Origin of the sequence: Pseudomonas sp. R37(2017), from assembly GCF_002113375.1 — a bacterium.
Classification (GTDB): Bacteria; Pseudomonadota; Gammaproteobacteria; order Pseudomonadales; family Pseudomonadaceae; genus Aquipseudomonas.
Map to the genome: position 1 here is coordinate 1 of NZ_NEHO01000025.1, position 22942 is coordinate 22942.

Sequence of the window (22942 nt, forward strand, 5' to 3'; positions counted from 1 at the left end):
CCCCGACAACCCCCGCCTCCTCGGCCACCCCCTGCAACTGCGCAAGCCCGGTCAACCCGGGAAACTCGCCAATACGCTGCAACAACCGCCACGCCAACGGACTCAACCCGGAAAACCTCACACTCCAGTCCTCCGCGCGACGCACCAGCAATAACGTCGGCTGATCAGGCACAGCGTCCGGCTGATAATCCGGTCCTACCTTGTGCACCGGCCAGGCATACGCCAACGGCCAGGCCAGCGGCGACACCCGCAAGGCCCGATCCAGCAACAACGAGGCATCACCAACAACCAAAGCCTCGGCGTCAGACTGTTGCAAGGCCATTTCCACCCACTCGTAATGCGCCAACTCCACCATGAACGGCGGCCACGCCCCATCGCTAAACGCCCGAGGCTCGGCGGCGAGAAACTCGACAAACTCCTGGGCGATCTCAGCAAATTTCGGCGTGCGAGCGCGGTAGTCCCGCAGAAAAATCCGCACCAACGAACGCCAGCGCTCATCCCCCAGAATCTTTACCAGCACCGGAAAAGTGCCACTGAGCAATGACGACAGATTGGCGAACACCAGATCGCGATAAACCTGCGCCCGGACAGGGTCCATTTGCGCGGGGGGCGCATAGTGCTCGGGATCACGCAGGTACTGGCCCATGCTGCTTTGCTGTTGATACAACGATTGCTTGCTCACGGCTCAAGCCTCCTGTTGCAGGCGGCGAATGGTCTGTAATTCCGCCACCAGTTCGGCGAATGCCGGAAAGTTGAAATCGCGTTCCAGCAGCGTTGGCTGTGCGCCAAACCGGGCATATGCCTGGGCCAGCAACGACCACACCGCCGGTTTGACCGAAGCGCCGTGGGTGTCGATTTTCAAGGTGTCGGATTCGTCGAAATGCCCGGCGATATGCATCGCCACCACCCTGCCCGCATCGATGCCCGCCAGAAACGCCTGCGGATCGAAACCGTGGTTGATCGAATTGACGTAGACATTGTTGACGTCCAGCAGCAGGTCGCAATCAGCCTCGCGCAACACCGCATTGGTGAATGTCACCTCGTCCATGTCCTGTTGGGGCGCGGCGTAGTAGGAAACGTTTTCCACCGCCAGGCGCCGACCGAGAATGTCCTGGGCCTGACGGATCCGCGCGGCGACATGCTGCACCGCTTCTTCGGTGAAGGGCAGCGGCAGCAGGTCGTACAAGTGACCGTCATCGCTGCAGTAGCTTAGATGCTCGCTGTACAGCGGCACGTCGAAGTGATCGAGAAAGTCCCGGACTTCCTGCAAAAAACCGACATCCAGCGGCGATGGTCCGCCAAGGGACAGGGACAGGCCGTGACAGGACAACGGATAGCGCTCGGCCAGGGCCCGCAACGCCGCGCCATGGGCGCCGCCGATACCGATCCAGTTTTCCGGCGCGACTTCCAGAAAGTCGAATTGGCCGGCGGGAGCAGCTTGCAGGTCCTTGAGTAAACCGCGACGCAGACCAAGCCCTGCACTGGCTTTGGTTGCTGGAGCAATGGTGGTTTGCATGGTATCGATCTCGCAGGTGTCCAGGATTGCGAGCCGGTGCCCGCCTTGAGACACAGTTAATCGAAAGGGTGTATCGGAACTGTGTTCGGCAAGGGGCTGAAGTTGCGCGGGACTGTATCGAAAGGTGGACGAGATACAGTGAGATACAACACGCCCAGTGTGGGAGCGAGCTTGCTCCCACAGGGTCCAGTGTCAGTCGAGAACATGGGGTTTTCGTCGCGCCAGGCCACGCGGTACAAGGCCCGGACTAAACTTAATGCACACAGGACCCGCTCAGCGTCCTGCACATTCCCACGACCACCGCCCAGCGGCGAACGTCTCGCCAGCGCAATGCCTCTGGACCCTGATCCTGACAAAGGAGCACACGTGATGGACGAGGCCAGACTCAATGATTTCATGGGCAAACTGGTTAACGACATGGGCGGCGCGGCGATGCTCGCCAACGTCATCCTCGGCGAAGAGCTCGGCCTGTACCGGGCGATGGCCGACAGTCAGTTCATCACCCCTGAAACCCTTGCCGCGAAGACCGGCTGCAACCCCCGCCTGCTACGGGAATGGCTCAGCGCCCACGCCGCCTCCGGCTACATGGAGCACCGCGACGGTCAGTTCCGCCTGCCTGAAGAGCAAGCCATGGCTTTGGCGAACGAAGACTCACCGGTTTATGTGGCGGGCGGAATCAGCGTGGTCGCGTCGTTTTTCCATGACAAGGACAAGCTGGTCAACGCCATGCGCGGCAATGGCGCCCTGGCCTGGGGCGATCACCATCCATGCATGTTCAGCGGCACCGAACGGTTCTTCCGCCCCGGCTACAAAGCGCATTTGATCGCCGAATGGTTGCCGGCCCTCGACGGCGTGGTGGCCAAACTGGAAGCCGGGGCCAAAGTGGCGGACATCGGCTGCGGCCACGGCGCGTCTACGGTGATCATGGCCCAGGCGTTTCCGGATTCGAGTTTCGTCGGATTCGACTACCACGCGCCATCGGTCACCGTCGCCACCCTGCGCGCCGAGGAAGGCGGTGTGTCCAGCCGGGCCAGGTTCTTCCAGGGCAATGCCAAAAGCTACCCCGGCAGCGACTACGACCTGATCTGCTACTTCGATTGCCTGCACGACATGGGCGACCCGGTGGGTGCGGCCAAACATGCTTATGAATCATTGAAAGACGACGGCACGGTGCTGCTGGTCGAGCCCTACGCCAACGACTCGCTCGATGACAACGTCAACCCGATCGGACGCCTGTTCTATGCCGCCTCGACCTTCATCTGCACACCCAACTCGCTGTCCCAGGAAGTCGGCCTCGGCCTCGGCGCCCAGGCCGGTGAAGCACGATTGCGCAAAGTGTTCAGCGAAGCCGGGTTCAGCCATTTCCGCCGGGCCACCGAAACGCCGTTCAACCTGATTCTGGAGGCACGTAAATAAACACGCAGCCATTCCCTGTAGGAGCGAGCACGCTCGCGATTGCGGTCTGCCATTCAGTATCGATGCTGGCTGATTCACCGCCATCGCGAGCATGCTCGCTCCTACAGGGAGTGGTGATCAGCTCACGGCAAATCGCTGCCCCAGGTTTTCCTCTTTCAGCACATCGAACAATGCCTGCGCCGCCGCCGACAGCTCGCCCCCGGGCAAGGTCAACACCCCGAGCGCCCGCTCCACCACCGGGTCGCGCAAGGTAATGCAACGCGCACCCAGTTCGCGCATCTGCCCCGCGCACAGGGCCGGCACCGCGCTCACGCCCAGGCCACTGGCGACCATGCGCCCGACCGTCGCCAGTTGATGGCTTTCAAAGTCCACCGGCAGCTTCATGCCACGGGCCTGCAGATGCTCCTCCAGCATCACCCGCACCGTCGACGGACGCTGCAAGGTAATGAACGGTTCCTTGAGCAGGGTCTGCCAGTCGATTTCACCGAGTTCGGCCAGCGCCGAATCCAGGGGCACCACCGCGACGAAACGGTCGACGTACAACGGCGTGAATTGCAGCGACGAACTCATGGTCGGCTCGAACGCCACCCCCAGTTCCACCTGGCGGTCACGGACCATTTCCAGCACCTGCTCGTTGATCACGTCATTGACCGTCACGTTGACATTCGGATAACGGGCGCGGAACGTCTTGAGGATCGGTGGCAGCAGGTTGCCGGCGAACGACGGCATCGCCGCCAGGGTCACGCGACCGCGCTGCAGGGTGAAGCGTTGGCGCAGTTCATCCTCGACATTGTCCCAGTCGGCGATCAAGCGGCGCGCCAGCGGCACCAGGGACTCACCTTCGGCGGTGAGTGCCACGTTGCGCGTGTTGCGGGTGAACAAGCGCCCGCCCAGGCCCTCCTCCAGCGCCTTGATGGTCAGGCTCAGGGCCGACTGCGACAGGTGCAGGCGCTCGCAGGCCACGGCAAAGCTCAGGCTCTGGGCCACGGCCAGAAAGGCGCGTATCTGCTTGACGGTCATGGGGCAAGGCTCCAGTTGTAGGCTACAGGTTCTAAGCTGCAAGAGACGGGAAAGCACATTATTGATATTTATCAATCAATCCGCTCTAAAAAACAACTTAACAAATGAATACACTGGCGAGACACTTCATCCCATTCGGCTAGCCAGCCGCCCACAAAGAATAAAAGAGGTGCATATGGCAGGTTTCGACAAGCGCGTGAGTTCCTACGAGGAAGCTCTGGCAGGTCTTGAAGACGGCATGACCGTGATCGCCGGTGGCTTCGGCCTGTGCGGTATTCCGGAAAACCTGATCAACGAGATCAAGCGCAAGGGCACGCGCAACCTCACCGTGGTTTCCAACAACTGCGGCGTCGACGGTTTCGGCCTCGGCGTACTGCTGACCGACCGCCAGATCAGCAAGGTGGTGGCTTCCTACGTCGGCGAAAACAAGCTGTTCGAAGAGCAACTGCTCAAGGGCGAAATCGAAGTCATCCTGACCCCGCAAGGCACCCTCGCCGAGAAAATGCGCGCAGGCGGCGCCGGCATCCCGGCCTTCTTCACCGCCACCGGCGTTGGCACTCCCGTTGCCGAAGGCAAGGAAGTGCGCGAATTCCATGGCCGCAAGTACCTGATGGAAGAGTCCATCACCGGCGACTTCGCCATTGTCAAAGGCTGGAAAGCCGACCATTTCGGTAACGTGGTCTATCGCCATACCGCGCAGAACTTCAACCCGCTGGCGGCCACCGCCGGCAAGATCACCGTGGTCGAAGTCGAAGAAATCGTCGAACCCGGCGAGCTGGACCCGGCGCAGATCCACACCCCTGGCATCTACGTCGACCGGATCATCTGCGGCACGTTCGAAAAGCGCATCGAACAGCGCACCGTGCGTAAGTGATCCCCTGCCCCCGGACCGAATGAAGGAATAACGACAATGGCACTTTCCCGCGAACAAATGGCTCAACGCGTCGCCCGCGAAATGCAGGACGGCTTCTACGTGAACCTGGGCATCGGCATTCCGACCCTGGTCGCCAACTACATCCCCGAAGGCATGGAAGTCATGCTCCAGTCGGAAAACGGCCTGCTGGGCATGGGTCCGTTTCCTACCGAAGAAACCATCGATGCCGACATGATCAACGCCGGCAAGCAAACCGTGACCGCGCGTACCGGCGCTTCGATTTTCTCCTCCGCCGAGTCCTTCGCGATGATCCGCGGCGGTCATGTCGACCTGACCGTGCTGGGCGCCTTTGAAGTGGACGTACAAGGCAACATCGCCTCGTGGATGATCCCCGGCAAACTGGTCAAGGGCATGGGTGGCGCGATGGACCTGGTGGCCGGCGCCGACAACATCATCGTCATCATGACCCACGCGTCCAAGGACGGTGAGTCCAAGCTGCTGGACCATTGCAGCCTGCCGCTGACCGGCGCCGGTTGCATCAAGCGCGTGCTGACCGACCTGGCCTACCTGGAAATCGAAAACGGCGCGTTCATTCTCAAAGAGCGTGCACCGGGTGTCAGCGTCGAAGAGATCGTCGCCAAGACTGCCGGTAAACTGATCGTGCCGGACCACGTTCCGGAAATGCAGTTCGCTGACCAGTGAGGAATCATTCCATGCAAGAAGTCGTCATTGTTGCCGCCACGCGCACCGCGATCGGCAGCTTCCAGGGTTCGCTAGCCAATGTCTCTGCCGTCGACCTGGGCGCTGCGGTGATCCGCCAGCTGCTGGCGCAGACCGGCCTGGAGCCGGCGCAGGTCGATGAAGTGATCATGGGCCAGGTGCTGACCGCCGGCGCCGGGCAAAACCCTGCGCGCCAGGCCGCGATCAAGGCCGGCCTGCCGGTCGCCGTACCGGCCATGACCCTGAACAAGGTCTGCGGCTCGGGCCTCAAGGCCCTGCACCTGGGCGCCCAGGCGATTCGCTGCGGCGACGCCGAGGTGATCATCGCCGGTGGTCAGGAAAACATGAGCCTGGCCAACTACGTCATGCCCGGTGCCCGCACCGGCCTGCGCATGGGCAACGCACAAATCGTCGACACCATGATCAGCGATGGCCTGTGGGATGCGTTCAACGACTACCACATGGGCATCACCGCCGAGAACCTGGTCGAAAAATACAGCCTGACTCGCGAGCAGCAGGACGCGTTCGCCGCGGCCTCGCAACAAAAAGCCGTGGCCGCCATCGAAGCCGGGCGCTTCGTCGATGAAATCACGCCAATCCTGATCCCGCAGCGCAAAGGCGATCCGCTGTCCTTCGCCACCGACGAGCAGCCACGGGCCGGCACCACCGCCGAATCCCTGGGCAAACTCAAGCCTGCCTTCAAGAAGGACGGTTCGGTGACCGCCGGCAACGCTTCGTCGCTGAACGACGGTGCCGCCGCCGTGATCCTGATGAGCGCGGAAAAGGCCAAGGCCCTGGGTCTGCCGGTTCTTGCAAAAATCGCCGCCTACGCCAACGCAGGCGTCGACCCGGCGATCATGGGCATCGGACCGGTATCGGCCACCCGTCGCTGCCTGGACAAGGCCGGCTGGAGCATCGACCAGCTTGAGCTGATCGAAGCCAACGAAGCCTTCGCCGCACAATCCCTGGCGGTCGCCAAGGACCTGGAATGGGACTTGAACAAGGTCAACGTCAACGGCGGCGCCATTGCCTTGGGCCACCCGATCGGTGCCTCGGGTTGCCGCGTGCTGGTGACCCTGCTGCATGAAATGCTCAAGCGCGATGCCAAAAAAGGCCTCGCCACCCTGTGCATCGGTGGCGGTCAGGGCGTGGCACTGGCGCTCGAAAGGGCGTAAGCCAACAGCGTTCAACAGGCGGCGCGGGGACCCACGAAGATCCGTCGCGGTCTGGCAACACACCCGGTGCCCTGTGGCGAGGGGGCTTACCCCCGTTGGGTTGCACAGCAACCCCGAAATCTCGGTAACAGTCGAGTTTTTTGGGAGCGCTTCGCACTCCAGCGGGGGCAAGCCCCCTCGCCACACACCGGGTTCTTTTTTGCCTGCGTTTTTCAGGTGAAGCGAGTCATCGTTCTTCGCGAGCAAGCCCGCTCCCACAGGGGGCGCGGTCAACTGTGGGAGCGGGCTTGCTCGCGAAGGGGCCAGACCTGCCACCCCACAAACTGCAGAATCAACCGACTGTTCGCCCCCAATGCTGCGCTGATAGATCAGCAATCTTGTATACAAAATCCGCACACACCTAAAGCAATCCACCCGTTGCAGTGTTACCGTTGCTACCTCGCATCGGACGGAGACTTGCGCGTGTTGATCCTCAAACTGCTGGTGATCCCTGGCTTCCTGCTACTGATTTCCCTGGCTGGCAAACGCTGGGGCCCGAGCGTGGCCGGTTGGTTGTCGGGGTTGCCGGTGGTGGTCGGGCCGATCCTGTTGTTCCTCGCCCTGGAGCAAGGCGAGGCGTTCGCCGCGCAATCGGCCACCGCCGCGCTGTCGGCGATGTTCGCGATGATTGCGTTTTGCGTGACCTACGCCCAGGTCGCACAACGGGCCGGATGGCCACTGGCGCTGGTGATCTCGCTATCGGTCTGGGCGCTGGTGGCGGTTGTCCTGTCGCTGGTTCCGGCATCCCTGATGTTTTCGGTGTGCGCCGCCGCCACCGCGCTGCTCGCCGCGCCGTACCTGTTTCCCTCCGTGCAACCGGTGCTCAGTGGCCCGGCGCCAAAATCCGACAAGCTCCTGCTGCGCATGGTGGCCGGTGCCTTGCTCACGTTGGTCGTGACACTGCTGGCCAGTACCGTCGGCGACCGCTGGAGCGGCCTGTTGGCGGTGTTCCCGGTATTGGGCAGCGTGATGGCGGTGTTCTCCCAGCAAACCCGTGGCCCGGCCTTTACCGCCGCATTGTTGCGCGCCACCGCCACTGGCATGTACTCGTTCGCCGCGTTCTGCCTGGTGTTGGCCCTGGCCTTGCCGACGCTGGGGATGAACGCATTTGTGCTGGGCGTCGCGGTGTCGGTGGCCATGCTGGGCGTGACCAAACGCTTGCTGGCGCGGCCGGTCGGCCCGAGGAAAGTGACCGCTCAGTAGAGCACGCTGGAATGCATCACAAGCTCCGTGGGATGATCGCGCCCCACCGCGCGTTCGTCCCTGGAGATCCCGATGTCATTGTTGAGTAAAAAAGCCCTTGTCCTGCTGCTGACAGCCGCTACCGCCCTTGGGACCATGAATGCGCAGGCCGCCAAGGCCGCTTCCAGTGACGCGCCGGTTCAGAAAGTCTCGATGCTCGGCGGCAAGTTCACCTTCAACCTGCCCAAGGGTTTCAGTGCCAACCCGCTGCCCGCCAGCCCGGACGGCGCCAGCGGCACCCTGTACAGCAATGCGGCCACCAAGACCGTGGTGATCGCTGCGCAAAACACCCTGCCCAACGGTATCAGCGTCAAGGACAACGACGGCACGTTCCTCGACGGCACAGTGGCTGACTTCGAATTGGCGCAACACAAGTCCCTGCCCGACTACAACAAGCTGAGCGAGAAAAGCCTGACCCAGAAATCCGGGCTGGGCCTGCGCCAGGTCGACGGCACCGCCACCCAGGGCGGCGGCATGACCCTCACCACCACGCTGATGGCGGCATCCGGCACCCGCATGGCGGTGATTCAGGTGATTTCCCGTCCCGGTGACATGGCCGCCCACGAAACCCTGATCAAACAGATCGTCAGCGGAAAATGAGGCTCAGGGATTCAGACGCTGCAGCCAGGCGCTCAAATCCTGGATCTCGTCGGCGCTGATGTTGTGGCCGACACCGGGGTAGCCATGAAACTCGGGCTCGAGTGACACGCTCTGCAAAAGGCTGTTGGCCTCGGTGCCGTCGCTGTAGGGAAGGCGTTTGTCCTGCTCGCCATGACCGATGAAAATCGCCAGCGACTGGCGCTTTTCATCCGGTTGAAGCTCGGACTTGAGCACCGGCAGAACCCGCCCGCTCAACGCTGCGATGCCGCCAAGCGCCTCGGGGTGCCGCAGGCCGACCTCGTAGGACATGATTGCGCCCTGGCTGAATCCCACCAGGTACACCTTCTCGGGTTCGGTGTGATATTTCTTCGTGGCCTGGGTGACGAAATCCAACAGCACCTGGCCACTGGACTTCAGATCATCTGTCTCGCCGTTGTAGGCGCCTTCGCCCTTCTTGCGAAACCACTGGTAACCGCCCTCCTGCATCACGATTGGCGCCCGTACCGACAGATAGGTGTAGGACGCAGGCAAGTCATCCTTGATGCCGAACAGGTCCTGCTCGTTACTGCCGTAACCGTGGAGGAAAATCACCAGGGGTTGATGGTTCGAATCGGCGTTGGCCTGCTCCAGGTACTTGAGCGGCAGGTCGGTTTGCAGCGGGGTCTGGGCGTGGACGGCAGTGGATGCCAGGAGGGTGAGCAGCGCGAGAATCTTCAACATGGGTCTTCCTTCACGGAATGCAGGACTCGCGCAAGAGCCTAGCACTGGTCAGCCGGCAGGAACATCTCGGCTGTGGCTGATGCCTCATCGCGAGCATGCTCGCTCCTACAGGGACCGCGTAAATCCTGTAGGAGCGAGCATGCTCGCGATGAGGCCATCACAAACAGCGAACACCCGGATCAGTCGTTGATCAGCTTGCCCACCCGAATCGGCTCACGCCCCGCCACTTTCGCCTGCCACGAGCCAGGCTGGGTGTAGCGCCCGCGGTCGATGGCGAACAACACGCCACTGGTACCGGCCCGCACAGTGGTGACTTTGTCGTTCAACGGGTCGACCACTTCGAACAACGCATCGCCCTGCTCTACCCACTCCCCGGCTTCACGCAGGAAACTGACCACACCGTGATGCGGTGCGAACAGGTACTGGGTGCCTTCGAACGGCATGCCTTCACAGCATTCGGCCGGTGCCGCCGGCCAGGTGCCGGAGATAAAACCTTGCTCGGCGAGAAAGCCCAGAATGGCCTCGCAGTTGGCCTGGGCCTGGTCGACGCGGGTGTCGCCCATGCTGCCCAGCTCCAGCGTGGTCGCCAGGTTGGCCGGTGGAATCGCCGCCGCCGGAAACATCCTGGCCAGACGCAACCATGGCGAGGAACAGGACTCATCGAACGAGCTGCCGCCGGAGTCTTCACACAACAACGCCACGCCAGCCTTCAAGCGCGCCGCCAGGGACTGCCATTGCGGCCAGTGCTGCGGCAACGCGTAGATGTGGATGGCTGCGTCGAAATCGCAATGCAGGTCGAGGGTGATGTCGGCATCGCAAGCATGGCGCAGCAACAGACGGTGCATCGCTTCGAGCTGCGATGGCGCGGCCGGCAGGTCGTCGAGGACCTGCCCCATGGCCTGGCGAATCAGCGCGATGTTGGCCTGGGCATCACTGCCGAGGCGATCACCGATCAGCTCGGCCACCGGCGCACTGAGTTCGACGAACGAGCGGTTGAAGTTCTTGCCGCTGCCCAGCTCGAAGCGCCCCAGGTGGCTGCCTTGCAGGTGCTGGTCAAGGCCAATGGGGTTGGCCACCGGCACCAGTTCGACAACACCGTTCAATTGGCCCTGTCGCTCCAGTTCGGCCAGGCGCTTCTTCAGCTCCCAGGCCGTGCGCATGCCCGGCAGTTCGTCGGCGTGCAGGCTGGCCTGGATGTACACCTTGCGCGTGCCCGCGCCATAACGAAACACGCTGAGGGTGCGCTCGGTGCCCAGGTGGCTCCAGGGAAGTGGGTGGTCGATGCGTTGCATGGGGGGAACTCCTGATATCTGCACGGTGAGATCACCTGTGGGAGCGAGCCTGCTCGCGAAAGCGTCGTGTCAGGCAACACGGATGTTGAATGTACCGCCGCCTTCGCGAGCAGGCTCGCTCCCACAGGTATCTCGTTTCAATAGACAGAAAGCACAAAAAAAATGGCAACCGCGTCTGACGGTTGCCACTTTTCATACGGCCTGCTTACTCGCCGTAAACGTCAAACTTGAAGTACTTTTCTTGCACTTGCTTGTACTTGCCGTTGGCGCGGATTTCGGTGATAGCGGTGTTGAACTTGTCCGCCAGTTCTTTATCGCCCTTGCGCACGGCGATACCTGCACCGCCACCGAAGTATTTCGGATCGTTGTACTCAGGGCCGACGAAGGCAAAACCTTTACCGGCGTCGGTTTTCAGGAAACCGTCGTCCAGGTTGACCGAGTCGGCCAGCAGCGCGTCGATGCGGCCGGAGACCATGTCCAGGTTGGCTTCCTGCTGGGAGCCGTAACGCACCAGCTCGATACCGGCCGGGACCAGCACTTCAGTGGCGAAGCGGTCGTGGGTACTGGCGCGCAGCACACCGACTTTCTTGCCCTTGAGTTCGGTCAGCGGGTCCTTGATGGCGGTGCCTTCCTTCATCACGAAGCGCGCCGGGGTGTGGTAGTACTTGATGGTGAAATCGACGTTCTTCTTGCGATCGTCAGTGATGGTCATGGACGACAGGATGGCGTCGATTTTCTTGACCTTCAGCGCGGGGATCAGGCCGTCGAATTCTTGTTCGACCCAGGTGCACTTGACCTTCATCTGCTCGCACAGGGCGTCGCCGATGTCCACGTCGAAACCGGTGAGTTTGCCGTCTGGGGTTTTCATCGAGAATGGCGGGTAGCCCGCTTCGATACCGATGCGGATCGGCTTGGCGTCTTCAGCCACGGCAGTCAGGGACAACATCGACAGTGCCAGGGCACCGAACATCACTAGCTTCTTCATTTATAACTCCTGTGTGCGGAGGCTTTTATTGGCAGCTTCGATTGGCAGCGCTCGGTCATCGCTTTGTGGGCGCAAACCGAAGTGGCCGGCAGTCTAGAGCGGCTACAGGAGGGTAAATTGCGCCGAGGCGACAAATATTTATAAAAAAGTGGCACAAGCACGACGCCCCGGAGGTGAACGGTCCATGACGGTGCAAAGTCTGTCGGACATGCCGAGTTTTCTCTCCGGACCTACAGCATTTGCAGCTGTGTCCGACAGACTTAGACGACTGGCGACGCCGGGTGTTTTACGGCACATTGAGCGCCCTTGCGTCCCATCGAGACTAGCCTGATGCCCACGTTGAACCTGATCCAGCACCACTGCGCCGAAGGTCCGGGTGCCATCGCCGTTTGGGCGGAGTCCCGAGGACTGACGCTGAAGGTGTTTCGCGCCGACCTCGGCCAGCTACCCCCCGTCAGCGCCGATCCTGTGATCCTGCTGGGCGGACCTTATGAGTCCAATGCCGGCCCGGCCTGGCTGGAGGCCGAACGTCAATGGCTCAGAGGCAATCTGGAGCTCGGTGGTGCCGTGTTCGCCATCTGCCTGGGGGCTCAATTGCTGGCATTGAGTCTTGGCGGGCATGTCCGGCGGATGGACCAGACCGAAACCGGATGGACCACGGTGACCTTTGTCGACGGGCAAACGCTGAAGGTGCTGGAGTGGCACGAAGACGCCATCGACCTGCCGCCTGCCGCGCAACTGCTGGCCAGCACTGCGCACTGCGCGCAGCAGATGTACCGCGCCGGACCGACGCGGCTGGGATTGCAGTTTCATCCGGAGTGGAACGCCGAGTCGGTGGCCATGCTCAATGCGCATTTTGGCGATGAGTCGCCGTTGCCCCGGGGTTCGCAGGACGATGCGGCCTACGCCGACGTTCTTGTGTGGTTGCAGGCGACACTGGATGAGTGGTGGGCAGCTTCGAAACCACACTGATCAGCGGTCTTTGAAAATCAGCATGCGCAACCGATCGCAGCGTTCACCGGGCGCTGCTCGGCGGCACTCAACTCAAACCCTTCATCCAGCCACCCCGTCACGCCGCCGATCATCTCCTTGACCGGAAATCCCAGGGCCGCCAGTTTCACGGCAGCCTTGTTGGCACCGTTGCAGTGGGGTCCGGCGCAATAGACCACAAACAGGCTGTCTTTCGGATAACCGGCCAAGCTTTCGGCGCTCAGCAAACGCCCGGGAATGTTGATCGCTCCCGGCACATGCCCGCGCTCGAACGCCAGCGGGCCACGCACATCCACCAGAATGAAATCGAACTCACCGTATTGCTGGCTGGCGTGGACGTCGGAACAATCGGTTTCGAACGTCAGACGGTTGCTGAAATGCATCAGGGCGATGGCCGATGGGGCTGCGGGAATTTCGCGAACCAGACTGGTCATGCTGTGTACTCCAAGGTATCGGTGGGTGTAGGAAGACTTTATCCGCCAGCCACTTGCAGCTAAAGTGGCGCACAAGACACTCACCGGGAACTTTCCGCCAAATGCACTCCACCCCTGGATTGGTCGCGATTCTGGCTTACGACGGCCTTTGCACGTTCGAGTTCGGCATTGCCGTGGAGATCTTCGGCCTGCCGCGACCCGAGTTCGATTTTCCGTGGTACGAGCATCGTATCGTCGCTGTCGATCAAGGCCCGATGCGTGCCATGGGTGGCATCCAGGTCCTGGCCGATGGCGGCATGGAAATGCTCGCCGACGCCCGTACCATCATCATTCCCGGCTGGCGCGACCGCAGCGCCACGGTGCCCGCCGAGCTGATCGCCGCCCTGCGCCAGGCCCACGCGCGCGGAGCACGGTTGCTGTCGATCTGCTCCGGTGTTTTCGTCCTCGCCGCCACCGGATTGCTCGACGGGCGCGGTGCGACCACGCACTGGCGCTATGCCTCGGAACTGGCCGAACGCTTTCCCGGCATCCTGGTGGACCCGGACGTGCTGTATGTCGATTCCGGCCAATTGATCACCTCCGCCGGCAGCGCGGCAGGCATCGATGCCTGCCTGCATCTGGTGGCGCGGGATTTCGGTACGCAGGTGGCCAATTCCGTGGCTCGGCGCCTGGTCATGTCGCCGCAACGCAGCGGTGGCCAGGCGCAATTCATTCCGACGCCGGTCAGTCCGGCACCGCGCAGTGATCTTTCCCGAGTCATGCAGTGGGCACGCGAGCGCCTGCACGAACCGCTGGAAGTGCGCGACCTGGCCAGCAAAGCGGCGATGAGCGAGCGCACGTTCCTGCGCCGCTTCACCGAAGCCAGTGGCCAGTCACCGAAAACCTGGTTGCAACACGAACGTCTGGGCCGCGCCCGCGAACTGCTGGAAAGCAGCGACCAGAACACCGAGCAGATCGCCGAACGCTGCGGTTATCGCTCGGTGGAAAGCTTCCGGGTGGCGTTCCGCACGGTGGTCGGTGTGCCGCCGTCGGTGTATCGGGAGCGGTTTGGGCGTGGGGGCAATGCCGGTTTTTGAGGTGTCCTCACGGTTTATTCGCGAGCAGGCTCGCTCCCACAGATTTTGCGTACAGCCACGGAACCTGTGGGAGCGAGCCTGCTCGCGAAGGCGCCATCCTGATCGCCTGATAGCTCAAGGCTTGCGCAACAGATAGGTATCCATGATCCAGCCATTGGCCAACCGCGCCGCCTGGCGCACTCGCTGGATTTCATCCGCCACATCCTTGAGCTTGCCGCTGATCAGGATTTCGTCCGGCGTCCCCAAATAGGCGCCCCAGTAAATCTCGGTGTCCCGATCCTCCACCTGACGGTAAGCATCCTGAGCATCGAGCATCACCACCAGGCTGTCGCCATCGCCCACCTGCCCCGCCGCCAAACGCCGGCCAGTGGTGATTTCAACGCAGCGGCCGATCTGGTTGAGTGGCACCTTGTGTTGTGCCGCCAATGCCTGGACGCTGGTAATGCCAGGGATGACCTCGAACTCGAACACGCAGGCACCGCAGGACTGGATCGCCTGAAGAATACGAAGGGTGCTGTCGTACAGCGCCGGATCGCCCCACACCAGAAAACCACCACACTGGCCGTCGGCCAGCTCCTCGCTGATCAGCCGTTCGAAGGTCTGCTGCCTGGCCAGGTTCAGGTCGTCGACACTGGTCTTGTAGTCCACCTCACCGCGCTGACGTTCCGGGCTGTGGGCTTCGACAAAACGGTAATCCCGATCGGTGATGTAGCGTTCGCAGATTTCGCGTCGCAAATCGATGAGTTTGTTCTTGCTTTCGCCCTTGTCCATGAGGAAAAAGACATCGACCTTATTCAGCGCCTTGACCGCCTGCATCGTGATGTAGTCGGGATCGCCGGCACCGATGCCGATAACCAGGAGTTTTTTCATCACGACAGGTCCTCGGGGTCGGGGCCTGCCAGCCGCAGCCGCCAGCAACCATGGAACCGCAACTCGACCGCCGACAGGGGTTCGACGTCGATCAGGCGGGATGACGCCCCCTGCAATATGTGCGTCAGCGCGGCGCGGATGACAAAGGGATGGGTAATGGCAACGATGTGCCCCGGCGTCGCTTGCAAGGTTGTCAACCACGCCTCCACCCGCGTCTCCAGTTGCAGCAACGACTCGCCGCCGTGGGGTGTCGAAGCCGGGTCCACCAACCAATACTGGAGCGCCTCGGCTTCAGTCTTTTGTAGCTCACGGATGCGCATGCCGCTCCAACGCCCGAAGTCGCAGTCCTTCAACGCCTCGACAATCTCCGGGGCGCTGCCGAAAAGCTCGGCGGTTTGCCGGGCGCGCAATTCCGGGCCGCAGGCGAGGCGCGCGCCCTTGAACTGATGGCAACGGGAAAGCCTGAGCGCTTGCCAATCCATTTCCAGAGGCTCGTCCAAAGGAAAACGCGCCAATTTCTGGGCAACGGTTCGAGCGTGGCAAATCAGGGTTAAACGGGTTGCCTGCACGAGGAGTCACTCTATGGATGGAAAGGAACGATGGCACAATTTTGCTGCAAGAAAGCAGGTCGCGGGTGTAGGAGCGAGCATCCTACAGTCATTTCCTGCCGGATTTTCTGTAATGACTGACCACAACGCAGGCAATCACCTACAAGACTTTACGACATCGGCGTAGCCCCTTGGCACAGGCACTTTGCCCCTTTTTCGGACATCGCCAGGCCCCATGAAAATTAACTGGACAGGCGGTACGCGATGATTAAATACTCCTTTCAACGGACTGTTTAAACACGTTCCCCTCGTTCATCCAGCAGGAGCCCGGATGCCCTTTCTCGAACTCCCGATCAATGTGTCTGGCCAGGCATCGACTCCAGCCGAACCGTCCGTTCCTCGTTCAATGCAGTCGATCCCAAGCAGCATCTGACAAGAAAAAATCGTGGCGTCTGACAGCGTCCAGACGACCACCGATTGAATGTGTGGAAAAACCGACAGTGATAGTCAGGTTCGGCTCAAGCCGCCGAATCGTCAGATACAGGAGTATCTCCATGCTGGTCTTGCGTCCAGTCGAGTTGGCCGACCTGCCCCAGTTGCAGAGGCTGGCTCGTGAAAGCCTGGTGGGCGTCACATCCCTGCCCGACGACAGCGAACGGTTGCGCGGAAAAATCCTCGATTCCTGTGCCTCGTTCGACAAGGACGTCGAGGATCATGGCCCGGAAAACTACTGCTTTGTGCTCGAAGACCTGACGACGCAGGACCTGGTCGGCTGCTCGGAAATCCTCGCCACGGCGGGGTACAGCGAGCCGTTCTACAGCCTGCGCAACCGACACTTCACCAGCGCTTCGAGGGAGCTGAACATCGAGCACGGCGTAGCCGCCTTGTCGTTGTGCCACGACCTCAGTGGCCACACCCTGCTGCGGGGCTTCCATATCGATGCCGCACGGGTGCGCACCGCTCATTCCGAGCTGCTGTCCCGGGCACGCCTGATGTTCATCGCCGCCCACGTCCGGCGCTTTTCCGAAACGGTGATCACCGAGATCGTCGGCTACAGCAGTGATGAAGGCCACTCGCCATTTTGGGACGCCGTGGGCAAGCATTTCTTCGATTTGCCCTACATCGAGGCCGAACGACTGTGCGGCGTGCAAAGCCGCACCTTTCTCGCCGAACTGATGCCGCAGTATCCGATTTACGTGCCCATGCTGCCCAAGGCGGCACAGGACTGCATCGGCAGCATCCACCCCGACGGCCAGGAAGCCTTCGATATCCTTGAACGTGAAGGCTTCGAAACCAACAGTTACGTCGATCTGTTCGATGGCGGCCCGACGCTGTATGCGCGCACGTCGGGAATTCGTTCCATCGCCCGCAGCCAGTGCGCCGTCACGCGGCCGGGACCTGTGATCGATGCCCGCGGCAGCTTTCTGGTGAGCAACGAATCGGTAAAGGATTACCGGGCCATCGTCGCCGATCTTGATTACATCACCGGGCAACCCGTCACGCTCGACGCCGACATGTGCAAGGCGCTGAAAGTGACCGAAGGCAGCCCGGTCCGGTTGATCGCCCTGTGAATACCCGCCAGGTTCAACGCCTTGGCAACCGCGAACAAGGAACAGCCGCATGATTGTCCGTCCGGTCCAGATCACCGACCTGCCCGCCTTGTTCACGCTGGTGCGTCAGGCCGGTCCGGGGCTTACCAGCCTGCCGGCCGACGAAGAACGCCTGGCCCATCGGATCCGCTGGGCCCAACGCACCTTCGCCGAACAGGTCGATCGCGCCGATGCCGATTATCTGTTCGTGCTCGAGGACGACGAGCAGCAAGTGGTGGGCGTCAGTGCCCTGACCGGTGGCATCGGGCTGCGCGAACCCTGGTACAACTACCGGGTCGGAATGACGCTCAGCGCGGCACCGGACCTGGGGATCCAGCGCCAGATCCCGACCCTGTTCCTGAGCAATGAATTGACCGGGCAATCGGAAGTCCGCTCCCTGTACCTGCGCCCCGAGCAGCGCCAGGGCAGCAATGGCCGTCTGCTTTCGCTCGGACGCTTGTTGTTCGTGGCCGAATTTACACAGCTGTTCGGCAACCGCCTCATCGCCGAATTACGCGGCAGTGCCGACGAACGAGGTGGCTCGCCGTTCTGGGACAGCCTCGGCCGGCACTTTTCCAGGATGGATTTCTGCCATGCCGATCACTTGTCCGGGCTGGGCAACAAATCGTTCATCGCTGAACTGATGCCGCGCCAACCGCTGTACACCTGCATGCTCACCGAACAAGCCAGGGCGGTGATCGGCAAGGCTCACCCCAATTCCGAGCCGGCCCTGAAAATCCTCAGCGCCGAGGGGTTTGCCCACAAGGGCTATATCGATATCTTCGACGGCGGACCGGTCATCGAGGCCCCGGTCTGCGAGATCCGCACCGTGCGCGACAGCCAACCCCTGTCGCTGGCCATCGGCTCGCCGGACGATAAATCGCCCGTCTGGCTGATCCATAATCGCCGTCTGGAAAACTGTCGTATCACCTGTGCCCCGGCCAGACAGACGGGCAACAGCCTGGTGGTCGATCGCCTGACCGCCAAGCGCTTGCAACTGCAACCCGGCGACTCGGTACGCGCCGTGCCGCTGCTTGCCCGGCGACAACAGGCCGTGGCGGCGTGACCTATCAGCTTCATCGTTGCGGCGTCAATCGGCCTTGCCCAGCAAATTCGTCATCATTCTCTTTCTGCGCACGTGGTAGCCTTTTATTTCTTCGGCGTTGACACTTTTGCTCAAGCCCTTCCATTCCATTTGGTGGAACTCATATGTCCAGGCTTTCCCATCAAGATTTGCGCCGCAACTTTCGCCAACTGTTCGCCTCCAACACCTGCTACCACACGGCCTCGGTGTTCGACCCGATGTCGGCGCGCATCGCCGCCGACCTGGGCTTCGAAGTCGGCATCCTTGGTGGTTCGGTTGCCTCGTTGCAGGTGCTGGGCGCGCCTGACTTTGCATTGATCACCCTCAGCGAATTCGCTGAACAGGCCACCCGCATCGGCCGTGTCGCCCAGTTGCCGGTGATTGCCGACGCCGACCACGGCTATGGCAACGCGCTGAACGTCATGCGCACCATCGTCGAACTCGAACGTGCCGGCGTCGCCGCACTGACCATCGAAGACACCCTGCTGCCCGCGCAATTCGGCCGCAAATCCACCGACCTGATCACAGTCGCCGAAGGCGTCGGCAAGATCCGCGCGGCACTGGAAGCCCGCTGCGATAAGGAAATGGCGATCATCGCCCGTACCCACGCCGGGATTCTGCCAGTGCAGGAAATCATCAGCCGCACCCGCCAGTACCAGCAAGCCGGTGCCGACGGCATCTGCATGGTGGGCGTCAAGGATTTCGACCATCTGGAGCAGATCGCCGAACACCTGAGCGTGCCGCTGATGCTGGTGACCTACGGCAACCCGCTGCTGCGCGATGACAAGCGACTGGCCGAGTTGGGCGTGCGCGTGACCATCGACGGCCATGGCGCGTACTTCGCCGCGATCAAGGCGACTTACGACAGCCTGCGCGAACAACGCCAGATCCTCACCCAGACCTCGGACCTGAGCGCGACCGAGCTGACCCACACCTACACGCAACCCGAGGAATACATTCGCTACGCGGAGGAGTTCATGAGTGTGAAAGAGTGACGGTGTGAATCGGCCCGCCGCCTTCGCGAGCAGGCTCGCTCCCACAGGTTCTGCGGCTGTACGCAACATCTGCGAACGACCCCAATCACTGTGGGAGCGGGCTTGCCCGCGAAGAGGCCGGCACATCCAACATCAATGTCGCCTGACACTACGCCATCGCGAGTCACACCGAGTCGAACAGTTCGCGATGAGGTTTCCCATTGCCGCAACAGATCACGCGGTTACGCCCGGTGCTCTTGGCTTCGTATAGCGCATGATCGGCGTCATTGAGCCAGAGCGTCGCGTCGGCGTGGGCCGGGTTGAATGACGCCAGGCCAATACTCAGACTGACTTTCAGCGCCGGGTTCTGCTCGTAACCCAGGGTGGCGAAGCGATCGCGCAGGGCTTCCATGACGACGGCGGCGCGATTCAGGGGCAGGTCCGGGAGGATCACGCAGAACTCGTCACCGCCGTAACGCCCGGCCACATCGGTCGCCCGCAGGTTCTGCCGGAGCATTCTGCTCAATTGACGCAAGACGATATCCCCGGCGACATGGCCATAGGTGTCATTGATGGCCTTGAAATGGTCGATGTCGATCAGGGCAATCGCCCCGCCTTTTCGCTGGCGTTTGCAACGTTGAAACTCGACCTCCAACTGGTCCTTCCAGGCGCCATGATTGAGCAGGCTCGTCAGACTGTCGGTGCGGCTCAGTGCCAGCAACTCACGCTTCTGACGGCCGAGGGTATGGGCCTGACGAAAGCAGATCCAGCCCAGCGCCAACGGATACAGGCACAACAGGGGCAAGCAGGCATAGAGCTGCACCGGGCTGGTGGCGGGAATGAAGGCCGGGGCGAAAATCTGCAGACCGACACCCACGCCAAGCACTTGCGCAGCGGTCCCGGCCAGCAGGAAGCGCATGCCGCCGATGGCTACGTTGTTCATGGCCATCATGGATATGGTGGTCGCGCTGGGCAGTGGATTGAACTGCATCGCGGCAATCCAGAAGCCGCCGAGAAAGGCATCGATCAGCAGATTGCGGTGTTCGGTGTGATAAGGCGCCCTGGCCCGGCGCGCCAATTGATAAGCCAGGTGCGGCCAGACCAGGCCGTTGAACCACATGAATCCCCAGACCCAAGGCGCCGGATCAAGTGGATACATCGCCGCGCTCACGCACACCAATCCAAGGGCCAGCCCGAGAATTCGCGATGTATAGAGCCTCCTGGCCAATGAAAATCCCTTTCCTCCCGTTTTTGTCATAGGGGCCTCTGTGCCACTCGACGGAATGCGATAACAGCCCGTGCCTATGGGCTGGAGTCTATCAGGGCGAAATCAAATAGCCATCACCTACTGGCAGACCGGATATCCCGACATCACGCTCGCCTAATAGCGAAAGCCTCGTCTTCAGAAACTAATGCTGTTCACTTAAGAGGATGGAGAGTGGGGCTGACTATCGTTTGATCGGCGTGCATATCCGGTTTTGCGGTAGCGGCGACTTTTTCAATCGGTGTACATATCCGTTGCTGCGGTAACGGCGGCTGGCGGTTTCGCCCTTACGGCGAGTCCCTTTTGGCAAACGCCCCAAAAGGAACCAAAAGGTCTCGCCCCGGCGTACGGCACCTCGCCAAGGCTCGGTGTTCCCTCGCTACGGTGCCCATCAGGGGGCATCGCCTACGGTTTGCTTCGCTGCACCTCCTCTCGATGCGTTCGACTGCGTCGAACGGCGCTACGCGCCTCCCCCCTGATGAACACCTCCGCTCGGCCTGCCGATGGGGCGGGTAGATCAAAAGCAAAAGCGGCGTACACCTTCGCTCTTCACCACTCATCAGGCCGAGCGTTAGCTCGCCTGCAGCTCTTGATCTTGATCCACCCGCCCCCTCGGAAGGCTGAGTGGAGGCGTTCATCCGGGGATTGGCGCGAAGCGCCGTTCGACGCAGTCGAACTCATCGCATGTAGGTGCAGCGAAGCAAACCGGAGGGCGATGCCCCCGGATGAATGCCGGAGCGAAGGAACCCCGAGCCTTGGCGAGGGGCCGGACGCCAGGGGCGAGCGTTTTTTCGCTTCCTTTTTTAGGCGCTTGTAAAAAAGGAAGTCGCCGTAAGGGCGAAACCATAAGCCGCCGTTACCGCAGCAACGGATATGTACACAATCAAAAAACCCGGCCAGCCACGACACCGCTTCGCGAGCAAGCTCGCTCCCACAGGGCTCCGGGAACATCCCCCAAGCCCAGCTCAAGATTTCAAGTAAACAGCGTTTCGTCTCCAGAAACGGCTATACATGAAAGACAGGGATGATCGATGACTATAAGAGGAGGCCCATGCAGACCTTTCAAGTATTGATCATAGGCAGCGGATTTGGCGGCCAATGTGCTGCGATCAATTTGCTCAAGGCCGGCGTCGACGATTTTCGCCTGCTCGAGCGCCGGGCGTTCTTCGGTGGCACCTGGTGCCAGAACACCTACCCCGGCGCGGCAGTCGATGTGCCCTCACCGCTGTATTCCTTGTCTTTCGCCCCGTACCGCTGGACGCAAATGTTCGCCGAACAGGCCGAACTGTACCGCTACACGCGCCATGTGGTGGAACGTTTCGGCCTTCGGGACAAGGTCGAACTGGACACGAATGTCGAGGGCATCGAATGGGACGACGCCAACAAGCGCTGGATTGTTTACACCACCGGCAAAGGCACGTTTTGCGCACAGTTCCTGATCAATGCGAGCGGGCCGTTGAGCCAGCCGGTGGTGCCGCGTTTCGACGGGCAGGAACGCTTTGCGGGCAAGACGTTTCACACCAATGACTGGGATCACGGCTATGACTATCGGCAAAAACGCGTGGCCATCGTCGGCAGCGGCGCCAGTGCGGCCCAGGTGATTCCGGCCATTGCCCCGGACGTCGGGCACTTGCATGTATTCCAGCGCACGCCCCACTGGGTATTACCCCGGGCCGACCGCCGCTTCGGGCGCGTCCAGCGCTGGTTGCTGGGGCTCAAGCCCGCCTACAAGTTGCTGCGCTGGGGCATCTACTGGCAATTCGAAACCCGGGTGATTGCCTTCAAGTATTCGAAGCCGGCGGTGCACATGGTCCAGCGCCAGGCCCTGGGTTTTCTCAAGCGCCAGGTACCGGATGCCGAACTGCGGCGCAAACTGACGCCGGACTACACCATCGGCTGCAAACGGGTGATTCTGTCCAGCACACTGTACCCGGCACTGGCCCGCCGCAACGTGACGCTGCACAGTCGCGAACACGGCATCGCATCCATCGACGAAACCGGCATCGTTACCCGGGACGGACAGCATATCGACCTGGACCTGATCGTCTGGTCCACCGGCTACGACGCCACCGACGGGGTGATTTCCTACCCGGTCACGGGCAAGAACGGCACTCGTCTGAAAGATGTCTGGGCACAGTATCCGCGGGCCTATCTCGGCACCGCCCTGCCCGAGTTTCCCAACCTGTTTATCGTCACCGGACCGAACACCGGCATCGGCCACACCTCGGCGCTGTTCATCATCGAATCCCAGATGAACTACATCCTCGATTGCATTCGCACCTTGAAGACTCAAGGTTTACGCAGCATCGAAGTTCGCCATGAGGCGGAACGTACCTACACTGAAATGATCCACCGGGAAATGGAACGTACCGTGTGGAAGTCCGGTGGTTGCCACAGTTGGTATCAAAGCAAGAGCGGTCATGTGATTGCCATGTTTCCGGGGTTCAGCTTCAGTTTTCACCGTTTGACCCGAGCACTGAAACCCGCCGATCACATTTTGTCCTGAGTAGATAG

General features: G+C 61.5%; 22 protein-coding genes. 12 read left to right on the plus strand and 10 right to left on the minus strand.

Features of this window, described 5'->3' with window-relative positions:
* Both CAG47_RS25760 and CAG47_RS25765 read right to left on the minus strand, forming a co-directional pair.
* Window positions 1–682: DUF2063 domain-containing protein (locus CAG47_RS25760; RefSeq protein ID WP_085728755.1), on the minus strand; the 682-nt coding region annotated here is incomplete at its 3' end.
* A gap of 3 nt (window positions 683–685) precedes the next feature.
* Complete coding sequence (locus CAG47_RS25765) at window positions 686–1516, minus strand: DUF692 domain-containing protein (RefSeq protein ID WP_085728757.1); 831 nt, start codon at window positions 1514–1516, stop codon at window positions 686–688.
* A 369-nt stretch (window positions 1517–1885) separates the two neighbouring features.
* Between CAG47_RS25765 and CAG47_RS25770 the strand changes: the two genes are divergently transcribed.
* Window positions 1886–2932, plus strand: a complete 1047-nt coding sequence (locus tag CAG47_RS25770) for a bifunctional 2-polyprenyl-6-hydroxyphenol methylase/3-demethylubiquinol 3-O-methyltransferase UbiG (protein ID WP_085728760.1) — start codon at window positions 1886–1888, stop codon at window positions 2930–2932.
* A gap of 117 nt (window positions 2933–3049) precedes the next feature.
* On the opposite strand, the gene CAG47_RS25775 is transcribed toward CAG47_RS25770, so the two are convergent.
* A complete protein-coding gene (locus CAG47_RS25775) occupies window positions 3050–3952 on the minus strand; it encodes a LysR family transcriptional regulator (protein WP_085728762.1) in 903 nt (300 codons plus the stop codon).
* A gap of 175 nt (window positions 3953–4127) precedes the next feature.
* On the opposite strand from CAG47_RS25775, the gene CAG47_RS25780 reads away from it, so the two are divergent.
* The 5 genes from CAG47_RS25780 to CAG47_RS25800 all read left to right on the plus strand — a co-directional run bounded on the left by CAG47_RS25780 (window position 4128) and on the right by CAG47_RS25800 (window position 8602).
* On the plus strand, window positions 4128–4826 hold the full coding sequence (locus CAG47_RS25780) for a CoA transferase subunit A (RefSeq protein ID WP_085728764.1): 699 nt from the start codon (window positions 4128–4130) through the stop codon (window positions 4824–4826).
* 36 nt (window positions 4827–4862) lie between these two features.
* Entirely contained in the window at window positions 4863–5528 is a 666-nt protein-coding gene (locus CAG47_RS25785; protein ID WP_027925229.1) for a CoA transferase subunit B, read from the plus strand.
* 11 nt (window positions 5529–5539) lie between these two features.
* Entirely contained in the window at window positions 5540–6721 is a 1182-nt protein-coding gene (locus CAG47_RS25790) for an acetyl-CoA C-acetyltransferase (RefSeq protein ID WP_085728766.1), read from the plus strand.
* Between the two features lie 462 nt (window positions 6722–7183).
* Window positions 7184–7963, plus strand: coding sequence for a hypothetical protein (locus CAG47_RS25795; RefSeq protein WP_085728768.1), 780 nt, complete (start codon window positions 7184–7186; stop codon window positions 7961–7963).
* A 72-nt stretch (window positions 7964–8035) separates the two neighbouring features.
* Window positions 8036–8602: a hypothetical protein gene (locus CAG47_RS25800; RefSeq protein WP_085728771.1), complete on the plus strand. Its 567-nt coding sequence runs from the start codon at window positions 8036–8038 to the stop codon at window positions 8600–8602.
* 3 nt (window positions 8603–8605) lie between these two features.
* Here the strand turns inward: CAG47_RS25800 and CAG47_RS25805 are convergent, their stop codons facing one another.
* From CAG47_RS25805 to CAG47_RS25815, 3 genes are all read right to left on the minus strand, one after another.
* Window positions 8606–9322, minus strand: coding sequence for an alpha/beta hydrolase (locus tag CAG47_RS25805; protein WP_085728773.1), 717 nt, complete (start codon window positions 9320–9322; stop codon window positions 8606–8608).
* Between the two features lie 179 nt (window positions 9323–9501).
* A complete protein-coding gene (locus CAG47_RS25810; RefSeq protein ID WP_085728776.1) occupies window positions 9502–10614 on the minus strand; it encodes a succinylglutamate desuccinylase/aspartoacylase family protein in 1113 nt (370 codons plus the stop codon).
* 205 nt (window positions 10615–10819) lie between these two features.
* Window positions 10820–11599: an ABC transporter substrate-binding protein gene (locus tag CAG47_RS25815; protein WP_085728778.1), complete on the minus strand. Its 780-nt coding sequence runs from the start codon at window positions 11597–11599 to the stop codon at window positions 10820–10822.
* Between the two features lie 330 nt (window positions 11600–11929).
* On the opposite strand from CAG47_RS25815, the gene CAG47_RS25820 reads away from it, so the two are divergent.
* Window positions 11930–12571, plus strand: coding sequence for a type 1 glutamine amidotransferase (locus tag CAG47_RS25820; RefSeq protein ID WP_085728780.1), 642 nt, complete (start codon window positions 11930–11932; stop codon window positions 12569–12571).
* 17 nt (window positions 12572–12588) lie between these two features.
* Here CAG47_RS25820 and CAG47_RS25825 read toward each other — a convergent pair whose 3' ends face one another.
* Window positions 12589–13023 (minus strand): rhodanese-like domain-containing protein, encoded by a 435-nt coding sequence (locus CAG47_RS25825; RefSeq protein ID WP_085728782.1) that lies wholly within the window; start codon window positions 13021–13023, stop codon window positions 12589–12591.
* A gap of 101 nt (window positions 13024–13124) precedes the next feature.
* On the opposite strand from CAG47_RS25825, the gene ftrA reads away from it, so the two are divergent.
* The gene (gene ftrA, locus CAG47_RS25830) at window positions 13125–14099 is read left to right on the plus strand and encodes a transcriptional regulator FtrA (RefSeq protein WP_085728784.1); all 975 of its coding nucleotides are present in this window, start codon (window positions 13125–13127) and stop codon (window positions 14097–14099) included.
* A 114-nt stretch (window positions 14100–14213) separates the two neighbouring features.
* Here ftrA and cobF read toward each other — a convergent pair whose 3' ends face one another.
* Window positions 14214–14969, minus strand: a complete 756-nt coding sequence (gene cobF, locus CAG47_RS25835; RefSeq protein WP_085728786.1) for a precorrin-6A synthase (deacetylating) — start codon at window positions 14967–14969, stop codon at window positions 14214–14216.
* Window positions 14969–15538, minus strand: a complete 570-nt coding sequence (locus tag CAG47_RS25840) for a histidine phosphatase family protein (protein ID WP_085728788.1) — start codon at window positions 15536–15538, stop codon at window positions 14969–14971. Before CAG47_RS25840 ends, cobF begins: the two co-directional genes overlap by 1 nt.
* A 533-nt stretch (window positions 15539–16071) precedes the next feature.
* Between CAG47_RS25840 and CAG47_RS25845 the strand changes: the two genes are divergently transcribed.
* The 3 genes from CAG47_RS25845 to CAG47_RS25855 all read left to right on the plus strand — a co-directional run bounded on the left by CAG47_RS25845 (window position 16072) and on the right by CAG47_RS25855 (window position 19185).
* A complete protein-coding gene (locus tag CAG47_RS25845; RefSeq protein ID WP_085728790.1) occupies window positions 16072–17088 on the plus strand; it encodes an arginine N-succinyltransferase in 1017 nt (338 codons plus the stop codon).
* 49 nt (window positions 17089–17137) lie between these two features.
* Window positions 17138–18172 carry an arginine N-succinyltransferase gene (gene astA, locus CAG47_RS25850; RefSeq protein ID WP_085728793.1) on the plus strand — a complete coding sequence of 345 codons (1035 nt, stop codon included), beginning with the start codon at window positions 17138–17140 and terminating at the stop codon, window positions 18170–18172.
* 143 nt (window positions 18173–18315) lie between these two features.
* On the plus strand, window positions 18316–19185 hold the full coding sequence (locus tag CAG47_RS25855) for an oxaloacetate decarboxylase (protein ID WP_007975765.1): 870 nt from the start codon (window positions 18316–18318) through the stop codon (window positions 19183–19185).
* Between the two features lie 163 nt (window positions 19186–19348).
* Here the strand turns inward: CAG47_RS25855 and CAG47_RS25860 are convergent, their stop codons facing one another.
* Window positions 19349–20422 (minus strand): diguanylate cyclase, encoded by a 1074-nt coding sequence (locus tag CAG47_RS25860; protein WP_085728796.1) that lies wholly within the window; start codon window positions 20420–20422, stop codon window positions 19349–19351.
* A 1057-nt stretch (window positions 20423–21479) separates the two neighbouring features.
* Between CAG47_RS25860 and CAG47_RS25875 the strand changes: the two genes are divergently transcribed.
* Window positions 21480–22934 (plus strand): NAD(P)/FAD-dependent oxidoreductase, encoded by a 1455-nt coding sequence (locus CAG47_RS25875; RefSeq protein ID WP_085728800.1) that lies wholly within the window; start codon window positions 21480–21482, stop codon window positions 22932–22934.
* Window positions 22935–22942: the final 8 nt, after the last annotated feature.